General features: G+C 54.8%; 25 protein-coding genes. 9 read left to right on the top strand and 16 right to left on the bottom strand.

Annotation, left to right across the window (positions count from 1 at the left end; all coding sequences use genetic code 11):
- Window positions 1-22 precede the first annotated feature (22 nt).
- A complete protein-coding gene (fnr, locus tag QQJ87_RS00345) occupies window positions 23-772 on the top strand; it encodes a fumarate/nitrate reduction transcriptional regulator Fnr (RefSeq protein WP_284279269.1) in 750 nt (249 codons plus the stop codon).
- Window positions 773-784: 12 nt separating this feature from the next.
- On the opposite strand, the gene QQJ87_RS00340 is transcribed toward fnr, so the two are convergent.
- On the bottom strand, window positions 785-1,855 hold the full coding sequence (locus QQJ87_RS00340) for an NAD(P)-dependent alcohol dehydrogenase (RefSeq protein WP_284279268.1): 1,071 nt from the start codon (window positions 1,853-1,855) through the stop codon (window positions 785-787).
- Between the two features lie 149 nt (window positions 1,856-2,004).
- On the opposite strand from QQJ87_RS00340, the gene QQJ87_RS00335 reads away from it, so the two are divergent.
- Complete coding sequence (locus tag QQJ87_RS00335; RefSeq protein WP_284279267.1) at window positions 2,005-2,358, top strand: RidA family protein; 354 nt, start codon at window positions 2,005-2,007, stop codon at window positions 2,356-2,358.
- Here the strand turns inward: QQJ87_RS00335 and QQJ87_RS00330 are convergent.
- Window positions 2,355-2,705: a 6-carboxytetrahydropterin synthase gene (locus QQJ87_RS00330; RefSeq protein WP_284279266.1), complete on the bottom strand. Its 351-nt coding sequence runs from the start codon at window positions 2,703-2,705 to the stop codon at window positions 2,355-2,357. The genes QQJ87_RS00335 and QQJ87_RS00330 overlap by 4 nt on opposite strands.
- Complete coding sequence (gene queE / locus QQJ87_RS00325) at window positions 2,702-3,346, bottom strand: 7-carboxy-7-deazaguanine synthase (RefSeq protein WP_284279308.1); 645 nt, start codon at window positions 3,344-3,346, stop codon at window positions 2,702-2,704. Before queE ends, QQJ87_RS00330 begins: the two co-directional genes overlap by 4 nt.
- Window positions 3,347-3,735: 389 nt before the next feature.
- On the opposite strand from queE, the gene QQJ87_RS00320 reads away from it, so the two are divergent.
- Entirely contained in the window at window positions 3,736-4,419 is a 684-nt protein-coding gene (locus QQJ87_RS00320; RefSeq protein WP_284279264.1) for a hypothetical protein, read from the top strand.
- Between the two features lie 2 nt (window positions 4,420-4,421).
- Here the strand turns inward: QQJ87_RS00320 and QQJ87_RS00315 are convergent, their stop codons facing one another.
- The 3 genes from QQJ87_RS00315 to QQJ87_RS00305 all read right to left on the bottom strand — a co-directional run bounded on the left by QQJ87_RS00315 (window position 4,422) and on the right by QQJ87_RS00305 (window position 7,278).
- On the bottom strand, window positions 4,422-4,970 hold the full coding sequence (locus QQJ87_RS00315; protein WP_284279262.1) for an HPP family protein: 549 nt from the start codon (window positions 4,968-4,970) through the stop codon (window positions 4,422-4,424).
- A 127-nt stretch (window positions 4,971-5,097) separates the two neighbouring features.
- Window positions 5,098-5,874 carry a 4,5-DOPA-extradiol-dioxygenase gene (gene ygiD / locus QQJ87_RS00310; protein ID WP_284279261.1) on the bottom strand — a complete coding sequence of 259 codons (777 nt, stop codon included), beginning with the start codon at window positions 5,872-5,874 and terminating at the stop codon, window positions 5,098-5,100.
- A gap of 12 nt (window positions 5,875-5,886) precedes the next feature.
- On the bottom strand, window positions 5,887-7,278 hold the full coding sequence (locus QQJ87_RS00305) for a phosphomannomutase/phosphoglucomutase (RefSeq protein WP_284279260.1): 1,392 nt from the start codon (window positions 7,276-7,278) through the stop codon (window positions 5,887-5,889).
- A gap of 77 nt (window positions 7,279-7,355) precedes the next feature.
- On the opposite strand from QQJ87_RS00305, the gene QQJ87_RS00300 reads away from it, so the two are divergent.
- Together QQJ87_RS00300 and QQJ87_RS00295 are read left to right on the top strand one after the other, a co-directional pair.
- Entirely contained in the window at window positions 7,356-8,171 is an 816-nt protein-coding gene (locus tag QQJ87_RS00300) for a symmetrical bis(5'-nucleosyl)-tetraphosphatase (protein WP_284279258.1), read from the top strand.
- Complete coding sequence (locus tag QQJ87_RS00295) at window positions 8,168-9,055, top strand: class I SAM-dependent methyltransferase (protein ID WP_284279256.1); 888 nt, start codon at window positions 8,168-8,170, stop codon at window positions 9,053-9,055. Before QQJ87_RS00300 ends, QQJ87_RS00295 begins: the two co-directional genes overlap by 4 nt.
- 14 nt (window positions 9,056-9,069) lie before the next feature.
- Here the strand turns inward: QQJ87_RS00295 and QQJ87_RS00290 are convergent, their stop codons facing one another.
- Window positions 9,070-9,591: a PAAR domain-containing protein gene (locus QQJ87_RS00290; protein WP_284279254.1), complete on the bottom strand. Its 522-nt coding sequence runs from the start codon at window positions 9,589-9,591 to the stop codon at window positions 9,070-9,072.
- 140 nt (window positions 9,592-9,731) lie between these two features.
- Here QQJ87_RS00290 and QQJ87_RS00285 point away from each other — a divergent pair, with 140 nt between their 5' ends.
- The 3 genes from QQJ87_RS00285 (at window position 9,732) to QQJ87_RS00275 (ending at window position 12,240) form a co-directional block, all read left to right on the top strand.
- Complete coding sequence (locus tag QQJ87_RS00285) at window positions 9,732-10,823, top strand: DUF2515 family protein (protein ID WP_284279252.1); 1,092 nt, start codon at window positions 9,732-9,734, stop codon at window positions 10,821-10,823.
- Window positions 10,824-10,933: 110 nt separating this feature from the next.
- Entirely contained in the window at window positions 10,934-11,530 is a 597-nt protein-coding gene (locus QQJ87_RS00280; protein ID WP_284279250.1) for a hypothetical protein, read from the top strand.
- Window positions 11,527-12,240 carry a hypothetical protein gene (locus tag QQJ87_RS00275; protein WP_284279248.1) on the top strand — a complete coding sequence of 238 codons (714 nt, stop codon included), beginning with the start codon at window positions 11,527-11,529 and terminating at the stop codon, window positions 12,238-12,240. The genes QQJ87_RS00280 and QQJ87_RS00275 overlap by 4 nt, the downstream gene beginning before the upstream one ends.
- 41 nt (window positions 12,241-12,281) lie before the next feature.
- On the opposite strand, the gene QQJ87_RS00270 is transcribed toward QQJ87_RS00275, so the two are convergent.
- The 6 genes from QQJ87_RS00270 to QQJ87_RS00245 are packed head-to-tail and all read right to left on the bottom strand — an operon-like array spanning window position 12,282 to window position 16,866.
- Window positions 12,282-13,049: a lysophospholipid acyltransferase family protein gene (locus tag QQJ87_RS00270; protein WP_284279247.1), complete on the bottom strand. Its 768-nt coding sequence runs from the start codon at window positions 13,047-13,049 to the stop codon at window positions 12,282-12,284.
- A gap of 2 nt (window positions 13,050-13,051) precedes the next feature.
- On the bottom strand, window positions 13,052-14,365 hold the full coding sequence (locus QQJ87_RS00265; protein ID WP_284279245.1) for a dihydroorotase: 1,314 nt from the start codon (window positions 14,363-14,365) through the stop codon (window positions 13,052-13,054).
- A gap of 17 nt (window positions 14,366-14,382) precedes the next feature.
- Window positions 14,383-15,357 (bottom strand): aspartate carbamoyltransferase catalytic subunit, encoded by a 975-nt coding sequence (locus tag QQJ87_RS00260; protein WP_284279244.1) that lies wholly within the window; start codon window positions 15,355-15,357, stop codon window positions 14,383-14,385.
- Window positions 15,358-15,858 (bottom strand): bifunctional pyr operon transcriptional regulator/uracil phosphoribosyltransferase PyrR, encoded by a 501-nt coding sequence (pyrR, locus tag QQJ87_RS00255; protein WP_284279243.1) that lies wholly within the window; start codon window positions 15,856-15,858, stop codon window positions 15,358-15,360. It lies immediately after the preceding gene.
- The gene (ruvX, locus tag QQJ87_RS00250; RefSeq protein WP_348534564.1) at window positions 15,855-16,280 is read right to left on the bottom strand and encodes a Holliday junction resolvase RuvX; all 426 of its coding nucleotides are present in this window, start codon (window positions 16,278-16,280) and stop codon (window positions 15,855-15,857) included. Before ruvX ends, pyrR begins: the two co-directional genes overlap by 4 nt.
- A 1-nt stretch (window position 16,281) precedes the next feature.
- Window positions 16,282-16,866: a YqgE/AlgH family protein gene (locus QQJ87_RS00245; protein ID WP_284279242.1), complete on the bottom strand. Its 585-nt coding sequence runs from the start codon at window positions 16,864-16,866 to the stop codon at window positions 16,282-16,284.
- Between the two features lie 96 nt (window positions 16,867-16,962).
- Between QQJ87_RS00245 and QQJ87_RS00240 the strand changes: the two genes are divergently transcribed.
- On the top strand, window positions 16,963-18,477 hold the full coding sequence (locus QQJ87_RS00240; protein ID WP_284279241.1) for a cryptochrome/photolyase family protein: 1,515 nt from the start codon (window positions 16,963-16,965) through the stop codon (window positions 18,475-18,477).
- On the opposite strand, the gene hemL is transcribed toward QQJ87_RS00240, so the two are convergent.
- Genes hemL through thiD form a run of 3 tightly spaced genes read right to left on the bottom strand, consistent with a single transcriptional unit; the run spans window position 18,469 to window position 21,240 of the window.
- A complete protein-coding gene (gene hemL, locus QQJ87_RS00235) occupies window positions 18,469-19,746 on the bottom strand; it encodes a glutamate-1-semialdehyde 2,1-aminomutase (RefSeq protein ID WP_284279240.1) in 1,278 nt (425 codons plus the stop codon). The genes QQJ87_RS00240 and hemL overlap by 9 nt on opposite strands.
- A complete protein-coding gene (locus QQJ87_RS00230; protein WP_284279239.1) occupies window positions 19,743-20,426 on the bottom strand; it encodes a thiamine phosphate synthase in 684 nt (227 codons plus the stop codon). The genes hemL and QQJ87_RS00230 overlap by 4 nt, the downstream gene beginning before the upstream one ends.
- Complete coding sequence (thiD, locus tag QQJ87_RS00225; RefSeq protein ID WP_284279238.1) at window positions 20,419-21,240, bottom strand: bifunctional hydroxymethylpyrimidine kinase/phosphomethylpyrimidine kinase; 822 nt, start codon at window positions 21,238-21,240, stop codon at window positions 20,419-20,421. The genes QQJ87_RS00230 and thiD overlap by 8 nt, the downstream gene beginning before the upstream one ends.
- Window positions 21,241-21,301 lie beyond the last annotated feature (61 nt).

Here is a 21,301-nt window from a genome sequence, read left to right as displayed (position 1 = left end):
TCTCATCCACCGGCCAGAGAACATGCTTCAGAAATCAGAAGATCCGCTTCTGCTGCAGCAGCTTCGCCAGAGTTGCTCGAACTGCAACCTCAAAGAACTCTGCATGCCGGTCGGTTTGACAGACCACGAACTAGAGCAGCTTGACACCCTGGTCAGCGCCCGCACCCGGGTTGCCAAAGGTGAGTCGCTGTTTCACTCGGGTGATGCATTCAAATCGCTGTATGCGGTCAGGTCTGGCACGTTCAAAACCCGAATCAACACCGAAGAAGGCACGGATCAAGTCACCGAATTCCAGATGACTGGCGAAATTCTGGGGCTCGATGGCATTGGCAACAACCTGCACATGTGCGACGCCGTGGCACTGGAAGACTCGGAAGTGTGCGTCATTCCCTATGAACAGCTGGACACCCTCTCGCAACAGTTCAGACCCTTGCAAACCCATTTTCACAGGGTCATGAGTCGCGAGATCATCAAGGATCAGAATGTCATGCTGTTGTTGGGCAGCATGCGCGCCGAACAGCGACTTGCCGCCTTTTTCAGCAACCTCAGTGAACGGCAAAAGGCGCGTGGATTTTCATCCAGCCAAATGAACCTGCGCATGACCCGTGAGGAAATCGGCAGTTACCTGGGTTTGAAACTGGAAACAGTCAGCAGGACACTGAAAAAACTGCAAAACGACGCCCTGATCGAAATCAACCAGCGGCATCTCGTCGTGACAAACCCCGCCGGCTTAAAACGCCTGGCCGCCGGCAAACCAGCGACCGAAGCGTAAAGCAGATCAGCCTCAGGCTGATTTGCGGTCTTTCTCCAGGCTGCCCATGTCAATCACAAAACGGTACTTCACGTCGCTTTTCAGCATGCGCTCATACGCTTGGTTGATGTGCTGAATGTCCAGCATTTCAATGTCAGACACGATGTTGTGCTTGCCACAGAAATCGAGCATTTCCTGAGTTTCGGCAATACCGCCAATCACAGAGCCCGCCACTGAGCGACGCCCCATAATCAGGGGCACCGAATTGACCACTGGGTCGACTGGCCCCAGATAACCCACCAGCACCAAAGTGCCGTTCAAGGCCAATGTGGGCAAGTAGGGGTTCAGGTCGTGGGCGTAGGGCACCGTGTCGATGATCAAATCAATTTTGCCGCGCACAGCCTTCATTTGCGCAGGGTCGGTGGACAACACCACTTTGTCCGCGCCCAGACGCTTTGCATCAGCCTCTTTGCCGGGTGATCGGGTAAACAGGGTCACCTCGGCGCCAAGGCCTTTGGCCAGTTTGATGGCCATGTGACCCAAACCCCCCAGGCCAGTCACCGCCACTCGGGTGCCTTGCCCCACCTTCCAGTGGCGCAGCGGCGACCACACGGTAATGCCTGCACACAACAAGGGTGCCGCGCCTTTGGGGTCCAAACCGTCTGGAATACGAAGTACAAATTTTTCAGACACCACAATTTTTTCAGAATAGCCGCCATACGTGGGCATCTGGTCGTGTTGATCCACGTCGTTGTAGGTCATGGTGTGCTTGTTTTCACAGTATTGCTCAAGGCTTTTGGCGCAGGCTGAGCAGTGCTGGCACGAGTCCACCATACAGCCCACTCCCACCATGTCACCGGCTTTGAAGCGCGTCACGGCTGAACCCACCGACGCAACCCGCCCCACGATTTCATGCCCAGGCACCATCGGGTATTTGCTGTTGCCCCAGTCATTGCGGGCCTGATGCAGGTCAGAGTGACACACGCCACAGTACAGAATATCAATCACCACGTCGCTGTCGCGCTGATCACGACGCTTTACGTAAAAGGGCCCAAGATCATCGGAGGCCGATTGGGTTGCATAACTGAGTACATCGAGTGTCATGGCGCTCTCCTTGCTAAATACCACTGAAACAATGACTGTACTCAAGAATGGCGGCCGACAGACGAACACCTTGTCAAACCCGTATCAAGGATTACCCGTAACACCGCTTGGCAACGCTATACTGGCCTTTTGAACCCAACCAACAAGTCATGAGCAGCCCCATTGAACGAACAGGCACCACTCAGCGTTGGTCCGACACGGTGACCCACAATCAAACTGTTTACCTTTGTGAAGTGCCTGAAGACCCCAAGGCAGACATTGCCGGGCAAACCCTCAACGTACTCGGTTTGCTGGAAGCACGCCTGAAAGAAGCCGGCAGCAGTAAATCGCGAATACTGAGTTGCACCATCTTCATCACCGACCGGGCGCACATCGCGAAATTCAATGAACTGTGGGACGCCTGGGTGCCTGAAGGCTGTGCACCTGTTCGGGCCTGCGTGGTTGCAGACCTCCTAAACCCGGACTGGAAAGTGGAAATTCAAATGACCGCAGCCGTGGCTTAGGCCAGACCCTCGCGTTGCGCGTCTTCCAGATCGTACTCAACACCAAACCCGATGGACCCCCGAAAGACCCGCACCTTCACCAGGTTGCCTTTCGGGCGCAAGGTGGTCCAAATCCAGCGTGCAATGTTTTCCGAGGTGGGCAACTCAATGAACTCGTTGAGAAAGGAATGGTCAAGACGCTTGCGCACGGCCTCCACCTCGACTGACAGCACACTTTCAGGCACCACATAACCATCCGTGGCAGGCCCCTCGAACCACACCTCGCCGGTGTAACTGTGGCCATGCAGCCCGGGCCAATCCGGCAACTGGTGCGCCACATCAAAGGTAAATTGTTTAAAGACTTTCATGGCATTCCAATGGCTTTGTGGGTTTGCACGCTTAACCGCCATTGGGGCTGTTCAAGGCAAACGTCAATGGCCGTTTTCAGATAGAGGGCACGCAAAGCCGGGTCTGCGGTGTCCATGGGTTGTACAAAATAGTGATCAAAGGTCAAGCTCGCCAGGGCTTTCAGGTTTTGCCCCAGCTGCGGAACAACCACCTTCAGTTCATTGCCCGTGCGCTGAACCAACTCGCTTCCAAACTTGGGGCTGACGCAGATCCAGTCAACACCGGGCGGTACAGGCAAAGTGCCATTGGTTTCAATGGCAATTTCAAACCCACGTGCATGCAAGGCGTCAATCAGCGGCGCATCCACCTGCAGGGTCGGCTCACCACCAGTCAACACCACATAGGGCTTTCCACCCTTGCCTTGGTACCGTGTGGCAATGACGTCTGCCAACGCTGTTGCACTGCCAAATTTTCCACCGCCCTTACCGTCGGTGCCGACAAAATCCGTGTCGCAGAATTTGCACACCGCACTGGCGCGGTCGGCTTCACGGCCAGACCACAAATTGCAACCTGCAAACCGGCAAAACACGGCCGCACGCCCTGCCTGGGCACCTTCGCCCTGCAGGGTGTAAAACATTTCTTTGATGGAATAGGTCGACATGCCGGCATCGTAACCGAAACACACCCGGTTTGCACGGGCAAAAAAAATGCCCGACATGGTTAGTCGGGCAAACCTCAGAAGCAAAAGAGGAGGGATGTGAGCCCTCATAGTGCAACGGGTTCATTTTGCTTTCAAGCCCATTTTTCGAGGCTTTCCTCGAAACTCACGAGTTACATCCAACTACACGAAATAGAGTAAAACCTCAACAATGCTGCAACGCACACCACGCCTGGGTTTTCGCACGACCGTTCGATTATTGCCAGCCAATTAGAGTAAAAAACTTAGAACCAATTTGTTGTGTTGCACAAAGGTGACAGAGAAATTTCGTCAAGCCCTGAACGTTTGACGAGTAAAGGGTACATAGACGTTTCGACGCTCACATTCCCAAGATGCTCAACTCAGTCAACAGCCCTCAATCGCCCGCAAGCACTCCTCAAACCGGCTCTCCCAGCACCCGCTTTGAAAGCCCGGTTCTGACTCAATCGCCGGATACACCACGCATTGCCAACCGCCTGTCAGGTCTGTTGGGTGGCCTCAATCTGAGCAAGCTGTTCAAGGGGCTTCACGCCCTTTTCGGACAGGGCAGAATCGTACTGGCGGGCAGTGCGGCAAAGGCCTTGCACGCAGCCCAAATGGACGATACCCAAAAACCTTTCCGCCAACCCAATGACATTGATCTGGTCATCAGCGCAGCACATCTGGAGCTTGCCCCACTGCACAACCCCGCTATTCTGGAAAAATATGGTCTGTCCATGCCCGATCAAAACCGGCCCCATGTGCTGCAATATCAGGATGGTGAACAGTCAATCAAAATTGATCTGGTGTCTTCTCAGGACTCGTTGTTTCGCAGAGCGTTTGAGGAATCTACGGTGATGGAAGGCCTGTCTGTTACAACGCTGGACACGCTGTACAACATGGACAGATCCCGATTGCTCAATGGGGAGGGCAATCGAAAACAATTGAACGACGACCTGCAGTACTTCAAGGCGCATGTTGCCCCCAAACCCACCAGTTCAAGCACTGCGGGTCGGCACTGCCGGGCATCGGGTGCACTGCGTAAAATTCAGTTTTAACACTACAGCCAGTAAACGGGGTAATGGCGCAAAGGGTTGGACGACAAATTGTTCACCACCAGCGCCACCAGCAACATGATCAGCGCGCCCAACATGGCTGGGGTGATTGCGTACCAAAAGCCCATGGCGTGAATGGAATCGCCGCCGATGATTGCAATCAGGGCGGTGGCACCACCAGGTGGATGCAAAGTGCGGGTCAAATGCATGGCCACAATCGCCAGTGACACGGCCATTGGACCAGCCAGCATGTTCTCACTGCCCAGCCACATGTATACAGCCACACCCACCAATGCAGAGAACACATGGCCCCCAACCAGATTTCGCGGCTGAGAAAATTCCGCTGTGGGCGCACCATAAACGAGCACAGCCGACGCGCCAAACGAACCAATCAAAAAGACGCCATGCACAGAGAGTATGCCAGGATGCTGGCCCAGCCACATCACCATGGAAATGCCCAAAAATGCGCCCACCCAGGACCAAAATATCTTGCTCAGGGGCTTGCGGGGAGGACATTCCCCCTTCGGTTTCATGCGGGAAAAATAGAATTTCATGGATGCTGCTCAAACAGAAAGCACTAAAATGGTGCGCTGATTTTAATGTCTTTTAAAATCCAAACCAATGCTTTCCGAAAATCATTCGGTTTGCATCATGCGCAGTGCATCTGGAATACAACAACCCCTAACTTGCCAAAAACGAGGTCATTGAAATTGAACTCAAAGTCTTGGGGTTAAACAATCGAATCTGGTCTTCGGGCTCAACAAGTCCGAGGGCCGACACAAAGGGCAGATAATGCTCGGCGCTCGGAATGGCCAATGTGGCCTGCTGACCAAGGCTCTGATAATCCACCAAGGCATCAAAATCGCGGCTGAGCAAGGCAGACTGCACCTTGGCGTCAAACTCAGCGGCCCAAGGGGTGGCCTCGGTGGCGTTAAAATCAAAGGTTCGAAGGTTGTGCACAATGTTGCCACTGGCTACCACCAGCACGCCCTGCCTTCGAAGCGTTGCCAGTCGTTGCCCCAGCTCGAAGTGGTAACGGGCCGACTTGCCCCGCCACAGGCTGAGCTGCACCACTGGAATGTCGGCTTCGGGAAACATGGGCGCAAGCACGCCCCAAACGCCGTGATCGAGCCCACGCTGTTCGTCCTCTGTCACTTGCGTCGGTTTCAGCAAGTCGACAATTTCACGCGCCAGTGCAGGGTCGCCCGGCGCACGGTACTGCACATCAAACAGGGCTTTCGGAAAGCCATAGAAGTCATGAATGGTTTCCGGCTGTGCCGAGGACGTGACCCTCAACCCCTCGGTTTCCCAATGGGCTGACAGGCACACGATCGCTTTTGGCTTCGGCAGTGTTCGACCCAACTCAGCCCATTGCGCACTGAAGGCATTGTGTTCGATGGCATTCATGGGGTTGCCATGGCCGACGAACATCACCGGCATGCGATCAGGCTGGGTCATATTACCTTCCCCTTAAAAAGGCAGGTTAACAGTGGGTGCCAGCTTCAGGATGGCCGATTTGAACTCACCCTGAATACGCGCCAGCGCCTCCGGGTTGTCTGCTTCGAAACGCATCACCACCACCGGCGTGGTGTTGGAAGGCCTGGCCAACCCAAAACCATCTGCGTATTCAGCACGCACGCCGTCGATGGTCACCACCTGTTCAGACGTGGGGAACTGCCCCTCTGCCTGCAGGCGTTTGATCAATTCGAAATTCTCACCTTCGGCCGTCTTCAACTGCAGTTCAGGCGTGCTGGAAGAATTCGGCAGGCCATTCAACACTTGCGATGGATTGTCCGACTTCGACAAAATTTCAAGCAGTCGCACACCAGCGTACAAGCCGTCGTCAAAACCGAACCACCGCTCTTTGAAGAAGATGTGACCACTCATTTCGCCCGCCAGTGGTGCACCTGTCTCGCGCAGTTTGGCTTTCACCAGTGAATGGCCGGTTTTCCACATCATCGGCACGCCCCCTGCGGCCTGCACCGCCTTGGCCACGTGGCGTGTGCACTTCACGTCATAAATAATGGTTTCACCGGGGTTTCGCGACAGTACATCACGCGCGAACAGAATCAGCTGCCGGTCCGGGTAAATAATCTGGCCATCTTTGGTGACCACACCCAGGCGGTCGCCGTCGCCGTCAAACGCCAAACCAATTTCAGCGTCAGTGGTCTTCAGGCATTGAATCAGATCCTGCAGGTTTTCAGGGTGGGCAGGGTCCGGGTGATGATTCGGAAAATTGCCGTCCACCTCACAAAAAAGCTCAATCACTTCACAACCCAAGGCTTCGTACAAGGTCTTGGCGAAAGCACCGGCCACGCCGTTGCCACAGTCCACGGCAATTTTCATGGGTCGGGCCAACTTGACGTCGTCGGTGATTTCTTTCAGGTATTCAGTCCACACATCCAGTTGTCTGTAACTGCCACGCGCCACCTGGCATTCGTCGTCGGGCTGCGGGTTTTTGTCTGCAATCCACTTGTACAGGCCTTGAATGGTGTCGCCATACAACGTTTCACCGGCCACCATCATTTTCAGACCATTGTATTCAGGCGGGTTGTGGCTGCCGGTCACTTGTACGCCCGTGCCGTTTCCAAGCAGGTATGTGGCAAAGTACACCAGCGGCGTGGCCACCATGCCAATGTCCACCACATCCAGACCGGCATCCATGAAACCATCGGCCAGCGCCTTGCACAAACGCGGCCCCGACAATCGCCCGTCGCGCCCCACCACGGCCTCTTTGACACCCCGGGTTTTGGCCAAGCCACCTAGCGCGCGCCCAACCTGGTAACAGGCTTGTTCAGTCAGGGTTGAATCGACAATGCCGCGAATGTCGTAGGCTTTGAAAATGGAAGGGGAAATAGTCATGGGAAGGCGCTCTTGAAAACCGCAAGTAGTCTGTTTAAAAGGGCATAATACCTCAATCGTTCTTACAGTATTCAGTCATGACCCACTACGCAATCGGAGACGTACAAGGTTGCTTGGACCCCTTGCTTGCCCTTCTGGACAAAATCCACTTCAACCCCACAAACGACACCCTTTGGTTTGCGGGCGATCTGGTCAATCGGGGCCCCAAATCGTTGGAAACCCTGCGATTCATCCATTCGCTTGGCGACCAGGCGCGGGTGGTGTTGGGCAATCACGACTTGCATTTGTTGGCGCTGTGGTGCGGCAGTGGCAAAAGCCACAAAAGTGACACCATCGAAGAAATTGTGCAGGCACCCGACGCCGACGTGTTGATTGACTGGCTACGCGCCCAACCCCTCGCCCTTGAATTACCCGCCGTTTTGCCCACCGGGCAGCGCGGCCTGATGGTGCACGCGGGCATATTGCCGCAGTGGTCGTTCGACAACGCCTTGGCTTTTTCCGATGAAGTGCAGGCGGTGTTGGCTGGCCCCGACTGGAAATCCTTCATGGCTGAACTGTACGGCAACAAGCCGGAATACTGGGACTTCAGCCTGACCGGATTTGATCGTCTGCGCGTCATCGTGAATGTTTGCACTCGGCTTCGCATGCTGTACGCCGACGGAAAAATCGATTTCAAGTACAAAGAAGACCCGGCAGTGGCTCCGGAGGGCTTGCATCCCTGGTTTGAATATCCGGGTGAACGGGGTGAAGACCTGATCCTGTTCGGGCACTGGTCTACGCTGAATAAAGTGCAAAACTCCGCTGGCTATTGCTTGGACACTGGCTGCGTGTGGGGTGGTCATTTGACTGCCTTGCAGCTCGATACGCTTGAACTGACCCAGGTGCCCGCATGAGCAAGGCCACCAAAAAGGCAGCGCCCGCTGCACATCCAGAAATCAAGCCTGGCCAATCGATTGAACTGTTGAAGGCCCTGCATATTCTGACGCGCGACGGGGCCCTGAACCAGGACAGCCGACGCAAGCTGAAACAGGTTTACCACCTCACCCAGTTCATTGAGCCACTGATTGAGCAAGCCCGTGCAGCCAACAACGGCGGTTTGTATCTGGTAGACCATGGCGCGGGCAAATCGTATCTGGGTTTCATTCTTTACGACCTCTACATCAAACAAAACCCGCAGGGTGCCGTGGTGGCCGGGGTTGAAACCCGGCAAGACCTCACCGACAAATCACAGACGCTGGCCGAACACTTGGGCTTTGCAGCGGGCATGCAATTCATCAACCTGCCCGTGGCACAAGCCACCGAACACCCCGATTTGCCTGAAACGGTTGACATCGTAACGGCACTGCACGCCTGCAACACAGCCACCGACGACGCCATCGCATTCGGCTTGAAAAAGCAAGCCAGGTACATGGCCCTGGTGCCCTGCTGCCAGGCCGAGGTTGCCAGCAAACTGCGCGAAACCAAAAGCCTGATGTTGGGCAAAACCCCGCTGGTCGAGTTGTGGCGACACCCCATTCACACCCGCGAATTTGGCAGTCAATTGACCAATGTGCTGCGTTGCCTGCAACTTGAAGCACACGGCTATCGGGTCACTGTAACCGAGCTGGTGGGTTGGGAACATTCCATGAAAAATGAGCTGATCATCGCGAAAAAGCACCAGCGCGGCAACCGCAAGGCCGCGCGCCAATTGCACGACATGTTGGACACCTTGGGTCTGAGCCTTTTGAAAGACCGGTTTTTCGTGCCCAATTTTGAGAACACCAGCGAGTCAGAGTAAACGCAAAGCAAGCACTAAACCGACGCCTTGCCTGGCAATTCAAGCTCGGCGTCGCGCGCCCGTTCGGCTGGGTATTTGGCAGTCAAGCCTTTGCTGTCGGTGGTGCCATGCTCCACCCGCCCGTCGCCAAACCTGATTTTGTAAGGCACGTTCGCCAAGGGCTCTTTGGTGACGTGGTGCCTCACCACAAATTGAACTTCCCGACTTTCCGGATGCTGCTTCAGCGGGTAATGCGGGTATTGCGATTCCGCCATTTTGGCCATGGAACCCGTTGGCGACGTGTGGGTCATGAAGCCTTGACTGGACAACAATGTTGCACCACAGGCCGTGACCATGCCGTGGTAAGCCAAAGGGGTATTGTTGTAGGTGTGCGCCGGGTTGCCCTGCGCGATGGGAAAAGTACCCTTGCATTGCGGGCAAGCCACCATGTGACCCAAACCTGCCGCAGCCCGACCATCAATCAAATACGCGGAAAAACCCTCAAGCACAGTGCCACCGTGGCTGGTGCTGTCGCCTTGTCGAATCATGTTGGGCATGAAAATTCACCTTGAAATGAAGAATTAAACCCACGGACGCTAACACAAGCCCAGAATTGCCCCTGCGAACGGGCAATCTGAAGTAGTGACCCCAACAAGAATTTGTCACCCTGGTTTGAACTTTTGTATGGTCAAAGCATTTGTCTGCAAAAGCCCCTACCTTGAAAAAGATATTCACCCCGCATTCCACCGACCCCATGGGTTTACACCAACCCACCCGCCCCATTGAGGACTGCCAGTGCATACGCAAAGAGACCAGCCCCGGGCACTGGCAAACCGTGGTCGAAGCCCCTGTTTTAACCTGCGACTGCCTTTGGCGAATCTATCAACAAATGGCCGAAGACATCGTCGCGCCCGGGGGTGTTTTAATTTCAGACCCGAAAGAGCGCAACCGTCAGATCAACATGGCGTACGCCAAATTGTGGCTGGAGGACCACCGCTTTCAATGGGCGGGGCTGGCGGCATTTGCTTCCAAGCAGGTGGGTTGTGGCCTGTTGCACGCCAATCAGCTGATTGATGAATCCAAAAGAGACATCGAAGTGAGGAACACCCTCCCCAACTGGCTTATAAACAGAGAGATGACCGCCTCCCAAATTGGATTTGATGCGGCGGTGATGAGCTCGTCGGCCTACATGTACAACATGCTGGCGCTGGGCAACACCACCCTGTTTCTGGACATCTACCCACTGCACCTGTTTTACAAGAAGCGGGGGCTGGATCAGATGAAACAGTGCCTTAAGAGACGACCAGGGATTTACGGCAATCCGAAGTTCCCGGTGATGTGGCCGATTAGCCAAGAGATACTGCGCTTCGGAGAAGCGAAATCGGAGGTGATTGATGGATTTACTGCGATTGACTCAGGCGAAATACAAAAAGGTGTACTTTTTCTGGCAACGCATGAACAAATTAACATCCTACAAAAAGTTATTTATAACAATTTCACCATGCAATCTCTGTTACGGGCAAATCAAGCTACTTTTGTAACTGGCTTTTTCAAACACTACACAGAAGCCATCCAATTAACATTTAGCAATCAATGCCAACCTCTGGACGATGATCGTACTGAACGTTTCAGCAACAAGGTTGCGGCAGACCTTAGCGACCCAACACAGAGAATGGAATTTGTTAACAGAGCTGCCGTAAGATTCAACCAAATCCTGCACAGCAAAATGGCAGAAATGCTCGGAAAATCTATTTTTGAGATTTCCCAAGGCGGGGGAAATATACAGTGAGATCACTTTTCCAAGGTCGATCAAAAAAGCTCAAGAATAGACCGATATTGACCATATTAATTCTGTGTACATTGATTTTTATTTATAGGAAAGCACTTCAACCGACACCTGTGATCGAACTTTACATCGGAGAGCCGTGGGATGAAATGCAAGAAAATTCTACAGCATTTATTAAAAATCCTGCCGATATGTTAGTCGGTTACGAATCTCCAGAATATCCTTCACAATTATTTTTTGACGATAAAAAGTTCCATTTTCACACACCGAAAGCCAAGTTCTTTGTTGTTCTCTTTAATGAAAAAAAGAAAGTTCACAGTATCCGAATTTCACCTCAAATGGATTTACTGCCAATCGATGACATACTGAAAATCATTGTCGATATTGAAAATCAACTTAAGGAAAATGGGTGGTTTCTTGTATTACCGAAAGAAAACCCAGCTTTTGAAGACAATCAATATTGGCGCGACAAGATCCTACATGCCCGAAATGGGGCAAGTACTTACTGGCAGGCTGCAGACAAATATCAGGTCGCAATTTCTGTCGGGGGATATGACGACAACAACTGGAAGCATGAAAAGCGATACCTGATCTCGATGAGTGTTGGAAAGCCTTGGATTATGTCTGACGAGGAATTCGATCAGATTGAACGAAAAAACGAAGAAAAAGCCAAGCGTGAAGGCAAACCCTACGTTCGACTGGTCAGATGAGCACCTTAATTGAGCAAACAGTTATTTTTGCAAGAAAACATTCAAAAACCATCGGATTATTCATCTTTGGCCTCGGCATAGTAGCCTTCAAAATCAACATGGCACTTCAGCCCACACCCGTAATCAAACTTTACATTGGTGAATCTTGGGAGGAAATGAGAAAAAACTCTACCGCAACGATTGTTCCCGCAATCTATGACAGCGTATACGACACAACACCAAAACAATACTCTGCTTTGGTATTTGACGATGGACGCTATACTTTTAGAACGCCCAAGTCCAAGTTCTTCATGATCATGTATGACGACAAAAAGGTCGACAATATCCAAATATCACCAACCATGCACACCACGACACTGGATGAATCGCTGGATCTGATTGACAACCTTCAGACCCAGTGGAAAAGCAATGGCTGGTTTCTAACTAATCCCAAGGAATTTCCAGCGTTGGACCGGTCCAACGACTTGATGGAGCGATACAAAGCTTGCCTCCCGGTTTCTACTTACTGGCAGGCTGAACACAAATACCAAATCATCGTTGCCTTCTCCTGTTTCGGATCTAAAGATCTGTTTGGTCGTCAACAATACATGGTCACCCTCGGCATCGCCACACCTTGGGTTCAAACCCCTGCAGAGTTGGATCAGCAAGAACGTGAACGGGAAGCGAAAGCCAAAAGAGAAGGCAAAGTCTATGTTCCATTACCGAGGTAGGGCTCACTGTGAGTACTGAATATGCAGCCCCGCCGGAACGATCAGGCAGCAGCCTTTCTAGCGCGCTGCTCACAGCGTGCCGCAATTTCTTTGCGAACGGCGTCACTTAAATCGCGGCGGCTTACACCGTGGGCCGGCACCACCGGCTTGTGAAAATACAGCTTCACTCGATAACCCGTCTGACTGTTGAACAAAACCTTCAGGTTTTCAACCATGGTTTGTTCACCCACAAATGCGGGCTCGGGCGTAAATCGCCCATCGGGCAAAAAATACTGCAAGCTAACGGGCAGCACGGGCACATCCGCCTGTATGGCAGGTTGCACGAAATTGCTGTGAAATGGCAAAGGGGTTTCGCCATAACCCGTGGTGCCCTCCGGAAACACCGCGACACACCGGCCTGTTTTAAGCACACCCACCGCAGCCTCGATCACGTCACGCACGGCGGTGCGCTTGCCACGTTCAATGAACAGCGCGCCACTGCGTCGGGCAAACAGCCCAATCACTGGCCAGGATGCTATTTCAGATTTGGCAATGAACGTCACCGGGTAATGGGCATTGATCGCAAAAATATCCAGCCACGACACATGGTTGCTGAACAACAGCATGGGGCCGTCTTTGGAGAAGTCGGCTTCGGGCACCTCAAACTCAACGTCTACCTCCACATTCAGGATGTGAAGCAGCTTGCGAGCCCATTTTTTCTCAATGGTCTCCCGCCGAGCATCGCCCAACAAGGGCCACAGCACAGCGGCGATCCAAAGGCCGTACAGCAGGTGCGCCAGCAGACGCAATTTCATCAACAGCACGCGCATGGTCAGGCAGCGGCTCGGCTTGGCTTGACTGACAAGTCGTCGTAACCCAGATGCCCGTTCACCATGGCGGCCTTTACCTTGCCCATCATCGGAAAACCATTGAAAGGCGTGTGCTTGCCCTGGCTGATCAAGGTTTGAGGACCCACCACCCAGTCGTGATTCGGGTCAAACAGGCACAGGTCTGCCGCCATACCCACGCGCAAGGCACCTGCCTGTGCTTTGATGATTTGTGCCGGGTTCAGACTCAGCCACTGCACCACACGGTGCGCAGGCACACCCGCCCCATTGGCCCACTTCAGGGTCAAGGCCAACAACAGCTCCAGGCCGGTGGCACCCGCTTCGCTTTCCGCAAATGGCAACAGCTTGAAGTCATCGTCCACGGGGGTGTGGTCTGAACAAATGGCGTCAATCGTGCCGTCCAGCAAGCCCTGACGAATGGCATCGCGGTCGCGCTGCTCGCGCAGAGGCGGCACCAAGTGGGCGTTGGGGTCGAAGTAACCAATGTCGATGTCAGTCAAATGAACGTGATGCACACCCACATCGCAGGTAATGGGCAGCCCCTCAGCCTTGGCCTGGCGAATCAGCTCGACACCCTTGGCAGAACTGATTCGGCAAATGTGCACGCGGGCACCGGTGGAGCGCATCATCTCAAAATACATTTGCAGGGCAATGGTTTCTGCCATCACCGGAACGCCACTTAGGCCCATTCGGGACGCGTAGGCACCAGCGTGGGCCACACCCCCACGGCTTAAATTCGGCTCGTTGGGACGCAAAAAAACCGTCAGGTTGAAGCTGCGTGCGTATTGCATGGCGCGCAGCAACACACGGGCATCTTCAATGGGCTGCTCGGCCTGAGAAAACCCCACACAGCCTGCCTCGGTCAGCTCGGCCATTTCCGTCAGTTCCTGGCCTGCCAGTCCGCGTGTCAAGGCACCCAGCGGATACACTTTCGTTAAATTCAATTGCTGGGCCTTGAATTTCAACATCTCAATCAGACCTGGCTCGTCCAGCACCGGGTCGGTGTCGGGCGGGCAACACAGTGAGGTGACCCCGCCTGCCATGGCCGCTTCAATTTCGCTTTCCAGTGTGGCGCGGTATTCATAGCCTGGCTCACGCAGGCGCGCCGACAAGTCCACCAAACCCGGCAACACCCACAGGCCAGTGGCGTCAATTTCACGCGCAGCGTCAAATCCATCGGGCATTTCACCGGCCGGGCTGACCGACACAATGCGCCCTGCGGCAATGGCCACATCCATCAGTCCGTCTGTTTCGCAGGCTGGGTCAATGACCCGTCCATTCTTGATCAATACACGCATCGCTATTACCTGCCCCGTTAACCGTTCACACCCTTGCTGGATGCCAATATGCTCATCACCGCCATTCGCACTGCGATACCAAAGGTCACCTGGCTCAAAATCACACTTTGCGGGCCATCGGCCACCACAGAATCAATTTCAACGCCACGGTTCATCGGCCCAGGGTGCATCACAATTGCATCCGGCTTGGCGTATTTCAACTTGTCTTCGGTCAGGCCATAGTGCTTGAAATACTCTTGCGCAGAGGGAATCAGGGCGCCTTTCATGCGCTCTTTCTGAAGGCGCAATCCCATGATCACGTCCACATCGGCCAACCCTTCGCGCAGGTCATGAAACACCTTGACCCCCATGCCTTCCAGATGACTGGGCAGCAAGGTACTGGGGCCCACAGCGCGCACTTCGGGACACCCCAAGGTGGTCAGCGCGTGAATGTCGGACCGTGCCACACGGCTGTGCAAAATGTCGCCCACAATGGCCACGCGCAGCTTGGTGAAATCCTTTTTGTAGTGGCGGATGGTGTACATGTCCAGCAAACCCTGCGTGGGGTGCGAATGTCGGCCATCGCCGGCATTGATGACATGCACAGCACCGTCGCGGGTGCGATTCAGATGCTGGGCCAGAAAAGTGGCCGCTCCACTCTCGGAGTGACGCACCACGAACATGTCCGCCGACATGGCCGCCAGGTTGTCGATGGTGTCCAGCAGCGACTCGCCTTTGCTGGTGGACGACGCACCAATGTTCAGGTTGACCACATCGGCCGACAGGCGTTTTGCGGCAATCTCAAAAGTGGTACGCGTGCGGGTTGAGTTTTCAAAAAAGACGTTGAAGACGGACTTGCCACGCAGCAGGGGGACTTGTTTAACCTCTCGGTCAGTCACCGACAGAAAAGACTCTGCCGTGTCCAGAATTCGGTGAATCATGGCCTTGGGCAGGCCCTCCACGCTGAGCAGGTGAATCAGCTCTCCGGCTGAATTGATTTGCGGGTTGTGCACTCAGTTTTCCTCCAGACCCAGCTGAAAAGCCCCTTGATCATCCAGTGTCAGCACAAAAGCCTGATTGGGGTTCAAAGGCTCGTGCTTGCCAACGTATTGCGCATCGATGGGCAGTTCTCTGCCACCCCGATCCAGCAACACGGCCAATTCTATTTTTGAGGGTCTGCCAAAATCAAACAGATGATTCACGATCGCGCGGGTGGTGCGACCTGTGTACAACACATCGTCAACGAGGAGGATTTGCCTGCCGTTGACATCAAATGGCACTTCGGCGGGTTTGGGGTCTTGTTTCAGACCCCGCTCGGAGAAGTCATCCCGATAAAAGGCGCTGTCCAGAAAGCCGCAAGGCAGGGTGAAATTCAGGTCCCGGTGCAAACGCTCAGCGATCCAGGCGCCGCCGCTGTGTACGCCAATCAAACCCAGCTCAGACCGGTCGGGAAACGCTTTGGCGATCTGGTCGCGCAGGCGGGCATACAACACCTCAGGGTTTGGCAAGTTCATCGCCCCTCCAGAAAAAACTGCTCAAGTATCAGGCAGGCACTGCCCATGTCCACTTTGCCTTTGCTGTCTCGGGCCGCTTTGCCGCCCATGCAACTTTCCACCACGGCACTGGTGTAGCGTTCATCCACTGTGCTGCAAGGCAATTCAAAGCGCCCCTGAAGCTGCCGCGCAAAACGCTCGCATCTCGGCGTCAGGTCATTGGGTGTGCCGTCCACGTTGCGCGGCACGCCCACCACCAGGGCCTCGGGCTGCCATTCGCGAATCAGCGCCTCGATTTTTGAAAATCGGGCAGCGTCGTCGTCGGCTTCCACCACGGCCACGCCACGCGCGGTTTTGGTCAAGCTATTGCCAAAAGCCACACCCACGCGTTTCAAACCAAAGTCGAATGCCAAAAACAGGGTCGGATTGGGCATGTGTTTCATGCTAGGCATGTCCGGCCGCCCCCGACAACATCAGGGGGTCGATGCCCAGCAAGTGATAGGCCCCTGCAAATCGCTCTGGCAAGGGCATGTCAAACAGAATGTGTTCATCGGCGGCCACGGTCATCCAGGCATTGGCCGCAAGCTCCTGCTCCAATTGACCTTCACTCCAGCCCGCGTATCCCAATGTAATCAACCAGCGCTGGGGTGCTTTGCCATCGGCCACCGCCTCCAGAATATCCAGTGAAGTGGTCAGCGCGATCCGGTCATTGATCACGAGTGATGAATTCCAGACCCGGTCATTGGTGTGCAGCACAAATCCACGTTCTGCCGACACGGGGCCGCCCGCCATGACAGGCATGCAGCCAGACATGTCGGTGGTCACTTTCAGATCAATCCGGTCCAGCAATTCATCAATGCCCATGTCGGTGGGCTTGTTGACGATCAACCCCATGGCGCCCTTGCTGGAATGCTCACACAAATAGACCAGTGAACCCGCAAAATTGGGGTCGAGCATGTTCGGCATGGCAATCAGGAACTGCCCTGACAAACTAAATTCTTTGGAGTCGGAAACTGAATCGGATTTCATGCCAAAATTGTAATGCCTTTTGGAGACCGCTTGGGGCACCCTGATTCGCCAGCGGAATCTATTGCGCGATGTTTCAACTTCCTGGCAGCACAATTCATGTCGAACACTTCTCAGTCACTGGCCAACCACCCCCTGTCCACCCAACCCCGACCAGCCTTCGTCAAAACAGGCCTGATGTGGTTTCGGCGGGACCTTCGAACCCAGGACAACGCAGCCCTGTTTTATGCCTTGAAGCACAGTGAACAGCTACATTGCGTGTTTGTATTCGACAAAACCATTCTGGATGCCCTGCCGAACAAGGCAGACCGTCGAGTCGAATTCATTTGGGAAAGCTGCGCCGAGCTGAAACAGACGCTTCAAGCCGCAGGAGGTGACCTTCACCTGGTGCACGACAACGCCGAGCAAGCCATTCCAGCCCTTGCAAGGCAGCTCAAGGTGCAAGCGGTGTTTGCCAACAAAGATTATGAACCCGCAGCCAAGCAGCGGGACGACACGGTCAGAACGACCTTGGGCGAAGCGGGCATCGAACTGCACCTGTTCAAAGACCAGACCATTTTTGAAGAATCGGAAGTGCTGACCCAGGCCGGGGGGGTGTTCAGTGTGTTTACGCCGTACAAAAACGCCTGCCTGAAAAAGCTGGACCGCTTTCACCTCACGCCCTACCCCAGCGAACACCGACTTGCCAGTTTGGCAAAACACCCTGAATCGCTGCCATTTCCAGGCCTGGAAGACATGGGCTTTGAGCGCACCAACCTGCTCAGCCTGCTCAAGCCCGGCATGTCAGGCGCGCAGGCCACCTTCGACGACTTTTTGGGTCGCATCGACAAATACAAGGAAAAACGGGACTTCCCCGCAGTGCGTGGTGTCAGTTACTTGTCTGTGCACATGCGGTTTGGCACGCTGTCCATTCGCACTGCCGCCAGCGCCGCCTACGATCGCTATCAGGCACACGGCTCCGAAGGCGCGATGGGCTGGCTGAATGAGCTGATCTGGCGAGATTTCTATTTTCAGATCATCCACCACAGGCCCGACGCGGCCACACAGGCCTTCAAACCTGAATACGATCAAATTCAGTGGGAGTCTGGGCCCCAGGCGGAAAAAATGTTTCAAGCCTGGTGCGAAGGCAACACGGGTTTTCCGATTGTGGACGCGGCCATGCGCCAGCTTAACCAAACCGGCTTTCAGCACAACCGGCTGCGCATGGTCACCGCCAGCTTTTTAACCAAAGACCTCGGCATCGACTGGCGTTGGGGCGAACGTTACTTTGCCGAACACTTGAACGATTTTGACTTGTCAGCCAACAACGGTGGCTGGCAATGGGCGGCATCCAGCGGTTGCGACGCACAACCCTATTTCCGGATTTTCAACCCTTACAGCCAATCCGAAAAATTCGATGGCGAGGGCAAATTCATTCGCAAATATTGCCCCGAACTGGCCAAACTGAACAACAAGCAGATTCACAATCCGGCGGCCTGTACACCGATGGAACTGCAAATGGCGGGCGTAGAGCTTGGAAAGACCTACCCGCGCCCGGTGGTTGAACACGACGAAGCGCGCAAGAAAACCCTGCTGCGCTACGAAGTGGTCAAGAAAAAAGCCGCGTCAGAGTGATGCAAATGCCCGGCGAGCGGCCTGGCGCGTTTGCTCAATAACCTCATCGGTGTGGGTGATCGACACAAAACCCGCCTCGAAGGCCGAGGGCGCCAGGTAAACACCGGCATTCAGCATGGCATGGAAGAAACGGTTGAAGCGCGCCATGTCGGAGGTGTTGACATCCGCGAAACCCGCGGGCGGCGTGGCGCTGAAATACACACCAAACATGCCACCGATGTGATCTGCACAAAACACCTCGCCGGCAGCGGAAGATTCCTCGTTCAGCGCAGCCACCAGCTTGCCCGTCTGCAAGGTCAAGCGCTCATAAAAATCAGGCTGTTTCAACAAACGAAGTGTTGTCAGACCCGCCGCCACTGCCACGGGGTTGCCACTCAGGGTGCCAGCCTGATAAACCGGCCCCAGCGGGGCAATGCAAGCCATGATGTCTTTTCGACCACCAAAGGCTCCCACTGGCATACCGCCACCGATGATCTTGCCCAGCGTGGTCAAATCAGGCGTAATGCCGTACACGCCCTGTACACCGCGTGGCCCCACCCGGAAACCGGTCATCACCTCGTCAAAAATCAGCACTGCACCATGCCGAGTGCACAACTCACGCAGGGCATTCAGGAATTCAAAGCTGGGTTTGACCAGGTTCATGTTGCCCGCCACGGGTTCCACGATCACACAGGCAATGTTGTCACCATCGGCCTTGAACAGCTCGGTCACCTGCTCGACGTTGTTGTAATCCAGCACCCGGGTGTGTTTGGCAAAATCCTCAGGCACACCAGCCGAGGTCGGGTTTCCAAAGGTCAACAGACCTGAACCCGCTTTGACCAACAAGCTGTCGGCGTGGCCGTGGTAACAACCTTCGAACTTCACAATGGTCGCCCTGTTGGTAAAGCCACGCGCCAGGCGAATGGCGCTCATGGTGGCCTCGGTGCCCGAGCTGACCAAACGCACCTGCTCCATCGAGGGCAGCATGTCGCACAGGGTTTCAGCCATCACGATTTCAGCCTCGGTGGGGGCACCAAAGCTCAACCCGTTCACGGCGGCTTTCTGCACAGCCTCGATCACTTCTGGATGCGCATGACCCAGCACAGCGGGGCCCCAAGACCCGATGTAATCAATGTATCGTGTGCCATCGGCGTCCCACACATAAGGGCCACTGGCCTTCTGGAAAAAGCGGGGGGTTCCACCGACCGACCGAAAGGCCCGAACGGGCGAATTCACTCCACCGGGAATGGTTTTCTGTGCGCGTTCAAACAACTCTTCATTGCGGCTCATGCCCGACTTCTCCATGTTTCAAACTCTTCAATCCAGCGACTTGCTTCAGACCCAATTTGCTCGGGTTCCAACAAGTCTTCCGTTGGGCCGGAGGCCCCAAACAGACCACTAATCACGGCCACTGCATCGGCCCCTGCCTCGGCCAGCGCCCGCAGATGACCCAACCCAATACCACCAATGGCCACGCTGTTGTACGCGTTCGCGCGTGCCTGCCCGAACAACGACAAAGGGGCCTGAACGGCAAGCGGCTTGGTGGAACTCGGGTAAACAGCGCCGAAGGCCACATAGAGTGCACCTTCAGCGGTTGCCTGCTCAGCCAGTGACCAGTCATTGTAACAAGACACGCCCACGCGGACGCGTTCACCCAACAGGCCTTTCAGCTGCGCGATCGACAGATCGTCTCGACCGACATGCACCGCAAAATGAGCCTCATCAAGTTCGCCCTGCTGAACCAACACCGACAGCACGTCGGCGGGCGCATCGTTCAGCACAAACAGGGCACCGTATTTGGCACACAAATTGGCAAGAGACTGGGCCCGCTGTATCCACAGGTCATGCGCCAGGCCTTTTTCACGCAACTGCAAGGTAGCAACGCCCGCCTCAAGCACGGCCTCGGCAGACTCCAACAGACGATTTTCATCCAGCCCACTGGGCGTGATGGCGTAAATGCCTTCAATCATGACTACCCCCTTTGGCGTGCAGGGTTTGCATCAAGTGCATTCGGTCCGGAATCAATTGCCCTTGCCCCACCACAATCGCATGGCTCAGCGCACCCCAGGTGAATTCGAGCCCCAGCGCAACCGCGTCAGTCACCGACAGACCGCGCGCCAAACCCACTGCGCAAGCACTGGCCAGTGTGCAGCCAGACCCATGAAACTGCCCAGGCAGGCGGGCACAGGGCATTTCAATTCGCTCGCCGTCCGGCAAATAAAGCGTGTTCACAACCTGAGCAGTCTGTTTGTGTTCACCTTTAATCAGCACCGCCTGACAACCTGCTTTTAAAAAGTAGTCGGCGGCAGCCCGTTCGGTGCGCTTGCCACTCAAGGCTTTGGCCTCGGGCCAGTTGGGGGTCAACAAAGTGCAATGGCCGAACAACTCCGTCTGCATGGCCTCGAACACCGCCTTTTGCCCGAAGCGATCACCCCGCCCTGAAGCCATGACAGGGTCTAGCACCAAAGGCAATTGGGTGTATGCCGAGTGTCTCAAAAGGCCAGCCAACACCGACACTGCGCCCACACTGCCCAGCACGCCCGCCTTTACAGCGCCAATGCGATGCACATCGGCCAACAGTGTGTTCAATTGGCGACCAATGGCCTCTTCCGACAAAGGTTCAAACCAGTCCACACCCACCGTGTTCTGCGCGGTCAACCCGGTCAGCACGGTCAAGGGGTGGGCACCGAGCGCAGAAATGGTCAAGGCATCAGCCTGCATGCCAGCTCCGCTGGTGGGGTCTGAAGCTGAAAAGGTCATGACCAAGGGTGCCACTGCGTTCATTGAAAACTCGAGAAAGTACAGCCACCCTTTGAGATTGGGTGGCAAACTCAGTATTATCCAC

The organism is Limnobacter litoralis, assembly GCF_030160455.1.
GTDB lineage: Bacteria > Pseudomonadota > Gammaproteobacteria > Burkholderiales > Burkholderiaceae_B > Limnobacter > Limnobacter litoralis.
Note: the sequence above shows the minus strand (reverse complement) of the source record. Positions and strands in the feature narration are given on the sequence as shown.

What these genes read in the sequence shown, in the direction of transcription:
- QQJ87_RS00265 (WP_284279245.1), bottom strand. Translation starts at nt 14,365, where the DNA reads ATGCGTGTATTGATCAAGAATGGACGGGTCATTGACCCAGCCTGCGAA.
- QQJ87_RS00290 (WP_284279254.1), bottom strand. Translation starts at nt 9,591, where the DNA reads ATGCCCAACATGATTCGACAAGGCGACAGCACCAGCCACGGTGGCACT.
- QQJ87_RS00270 (WP_284279247.1), bottom strand. Translation starts at nt 13,049, where the DNA reads ATGCGCGTGCTGTTGATGAAATTGCGTCTGCTGGCGCACCTGCTGTAC.
- QQJ87_RS00245 (WP_284279242.1), bottom strand. Translation starts at nt 16,866, where the DNA reads ATGAAATCCGATTCAGTTTCCGACTCCAAAGAATTTAGTTTGTCAGGG.
- QQJ87_RS00305 (WP_284279260.1), bottom strand. Translation starts at nt 7,278, where the DNA reads ATGACTATTTCCCCTTCCATTTTCAAAGCCTACGACATTCGCGGCATT.
- QQJ87_RS00335 (WP_284279267.1), top strand. Translation starts at nt 2,005, where the DNA reads ATGAGCAGCCCCATTGAACGAACAGGCACCACTCAGCGTTGGTCCGAC.
- QQJ87_RS00230 (WP_284279239.1), bottom strand. Translation starts at nt 20,426, where the DNA reads ATGATTGAAGGCATTTACGCCATCACGCCCAGTGGGCTGGATGAAAAT.
- QQJ87_RS00320 (WP_284279264.1), top strand. Translation starts at nt 3,736, where the DNA reads ATGCTCAACTCAGTCAACAGCCCTCAATCGCCCGCAAGCACTCCTCAA.
- pyrR (WP_284279243.1), bottom strand. Translation starts at nt 15,858, where the DNA reads ATGAACTTGCCAAACCCTGAGGTGTTGTATGCCCGCCTGCGCGACCAG.
- ruvX (WP_348534564.1), bottom strand. Translation starts at nt 16,280, where the DNA reads ATGAAACACATGCCCAATCCGACCCTGTTTTTGGCATTCGACTTTGGT.
- QQJ87_RS00295 (WP_284279256.1), top strand. Translation starts at nt 8,168, where the DNA reads ATGAGCAAGGCCACCAAAAAGGCAGCGCCCGCTGCACATCCAGAAATC.
- thiD (WP_284279238.1), bottom strand. Translation starts at nt 21,240, where the DNA reads ATGAACGCAGTGGCACCCTTGGTCATGACCTTTTCAGCTTCAGACCCC.
- queE (WP_284279308.1), bottom strand. Translation starts at nt 3,346, where the DNA reads ATGTCGACCTATTCCATCAAAGAAATGTTTTACACCCTGCAGGGCGAA.
- fnr (WP_284279269.1), top strand. Translation starts at nt 23, where the DNA reads ATGCTTCAGAAATCAGAAGATCCGCTTCTGCTGCAGCAGCTTCGCCAG.
- QQJ87_RS00300 (WP_284279258.1), top strand. Translation starts at nt 7,356, where the DNA reads ATGACCCACTACGCAATCGGAGACGTACAAGGTTGCTTGGACCCCTTG.
- ygiD (WP_284279261.1), bottom strand. Translation starts at nt 5,874, where the DNA reads ATGACCCAGCCTGATCGCATGCCGGTGATGTTCGTCGGCCATGGCAAC.
- hemL (WP_284279240.1), bottom strand. Translation starts at nt 19,746, where the DNA reads ATGAGCCGCAATGAAGAGTTGTTTGAACGCGCACAGAAAACCATTCCC.
- QQJ87_RS00275 (WP_284279248.1), top strand. Translation starts at nt 11,527, where the DNA reads ATGAGCACCTTAATTGAGCAAACAGTTATTTTTGCAAGAAAACATTCA.
- QQJ87_RS00330 (WP_284279266.1), bottom strand. Translation starts at nt 2,705, where the DNA reads ATGAAAGTCTTTAAACAATTTACCTTTGATGTGGCGCACCAGTTGCCG.
- QQJ87_RS00240 (WP_284279241.1), top strand. Translation starts at nt 16,963, where the DNA reads ATGTCGAACACTTCTCAGTCACTGGCCAACCACCCCCTGTCCACCCAA.
- QQJ87_RS00340 (WP_284279268.1), bottom strand. Translation starts at nt 1,855, where the DNA reads ATGACACTCGATGTACTCAGTTATGCAACCCAATCGGCCTCCGATGAT.
- QQJ87_RS00315 (WP_284279262.1), bottom strand. Translation starts at nt 4,970, where the DNA reads ATGAAATTCTATTTTTCCCGCATGAAACCGAAGGGGGAATGTCCTCCC.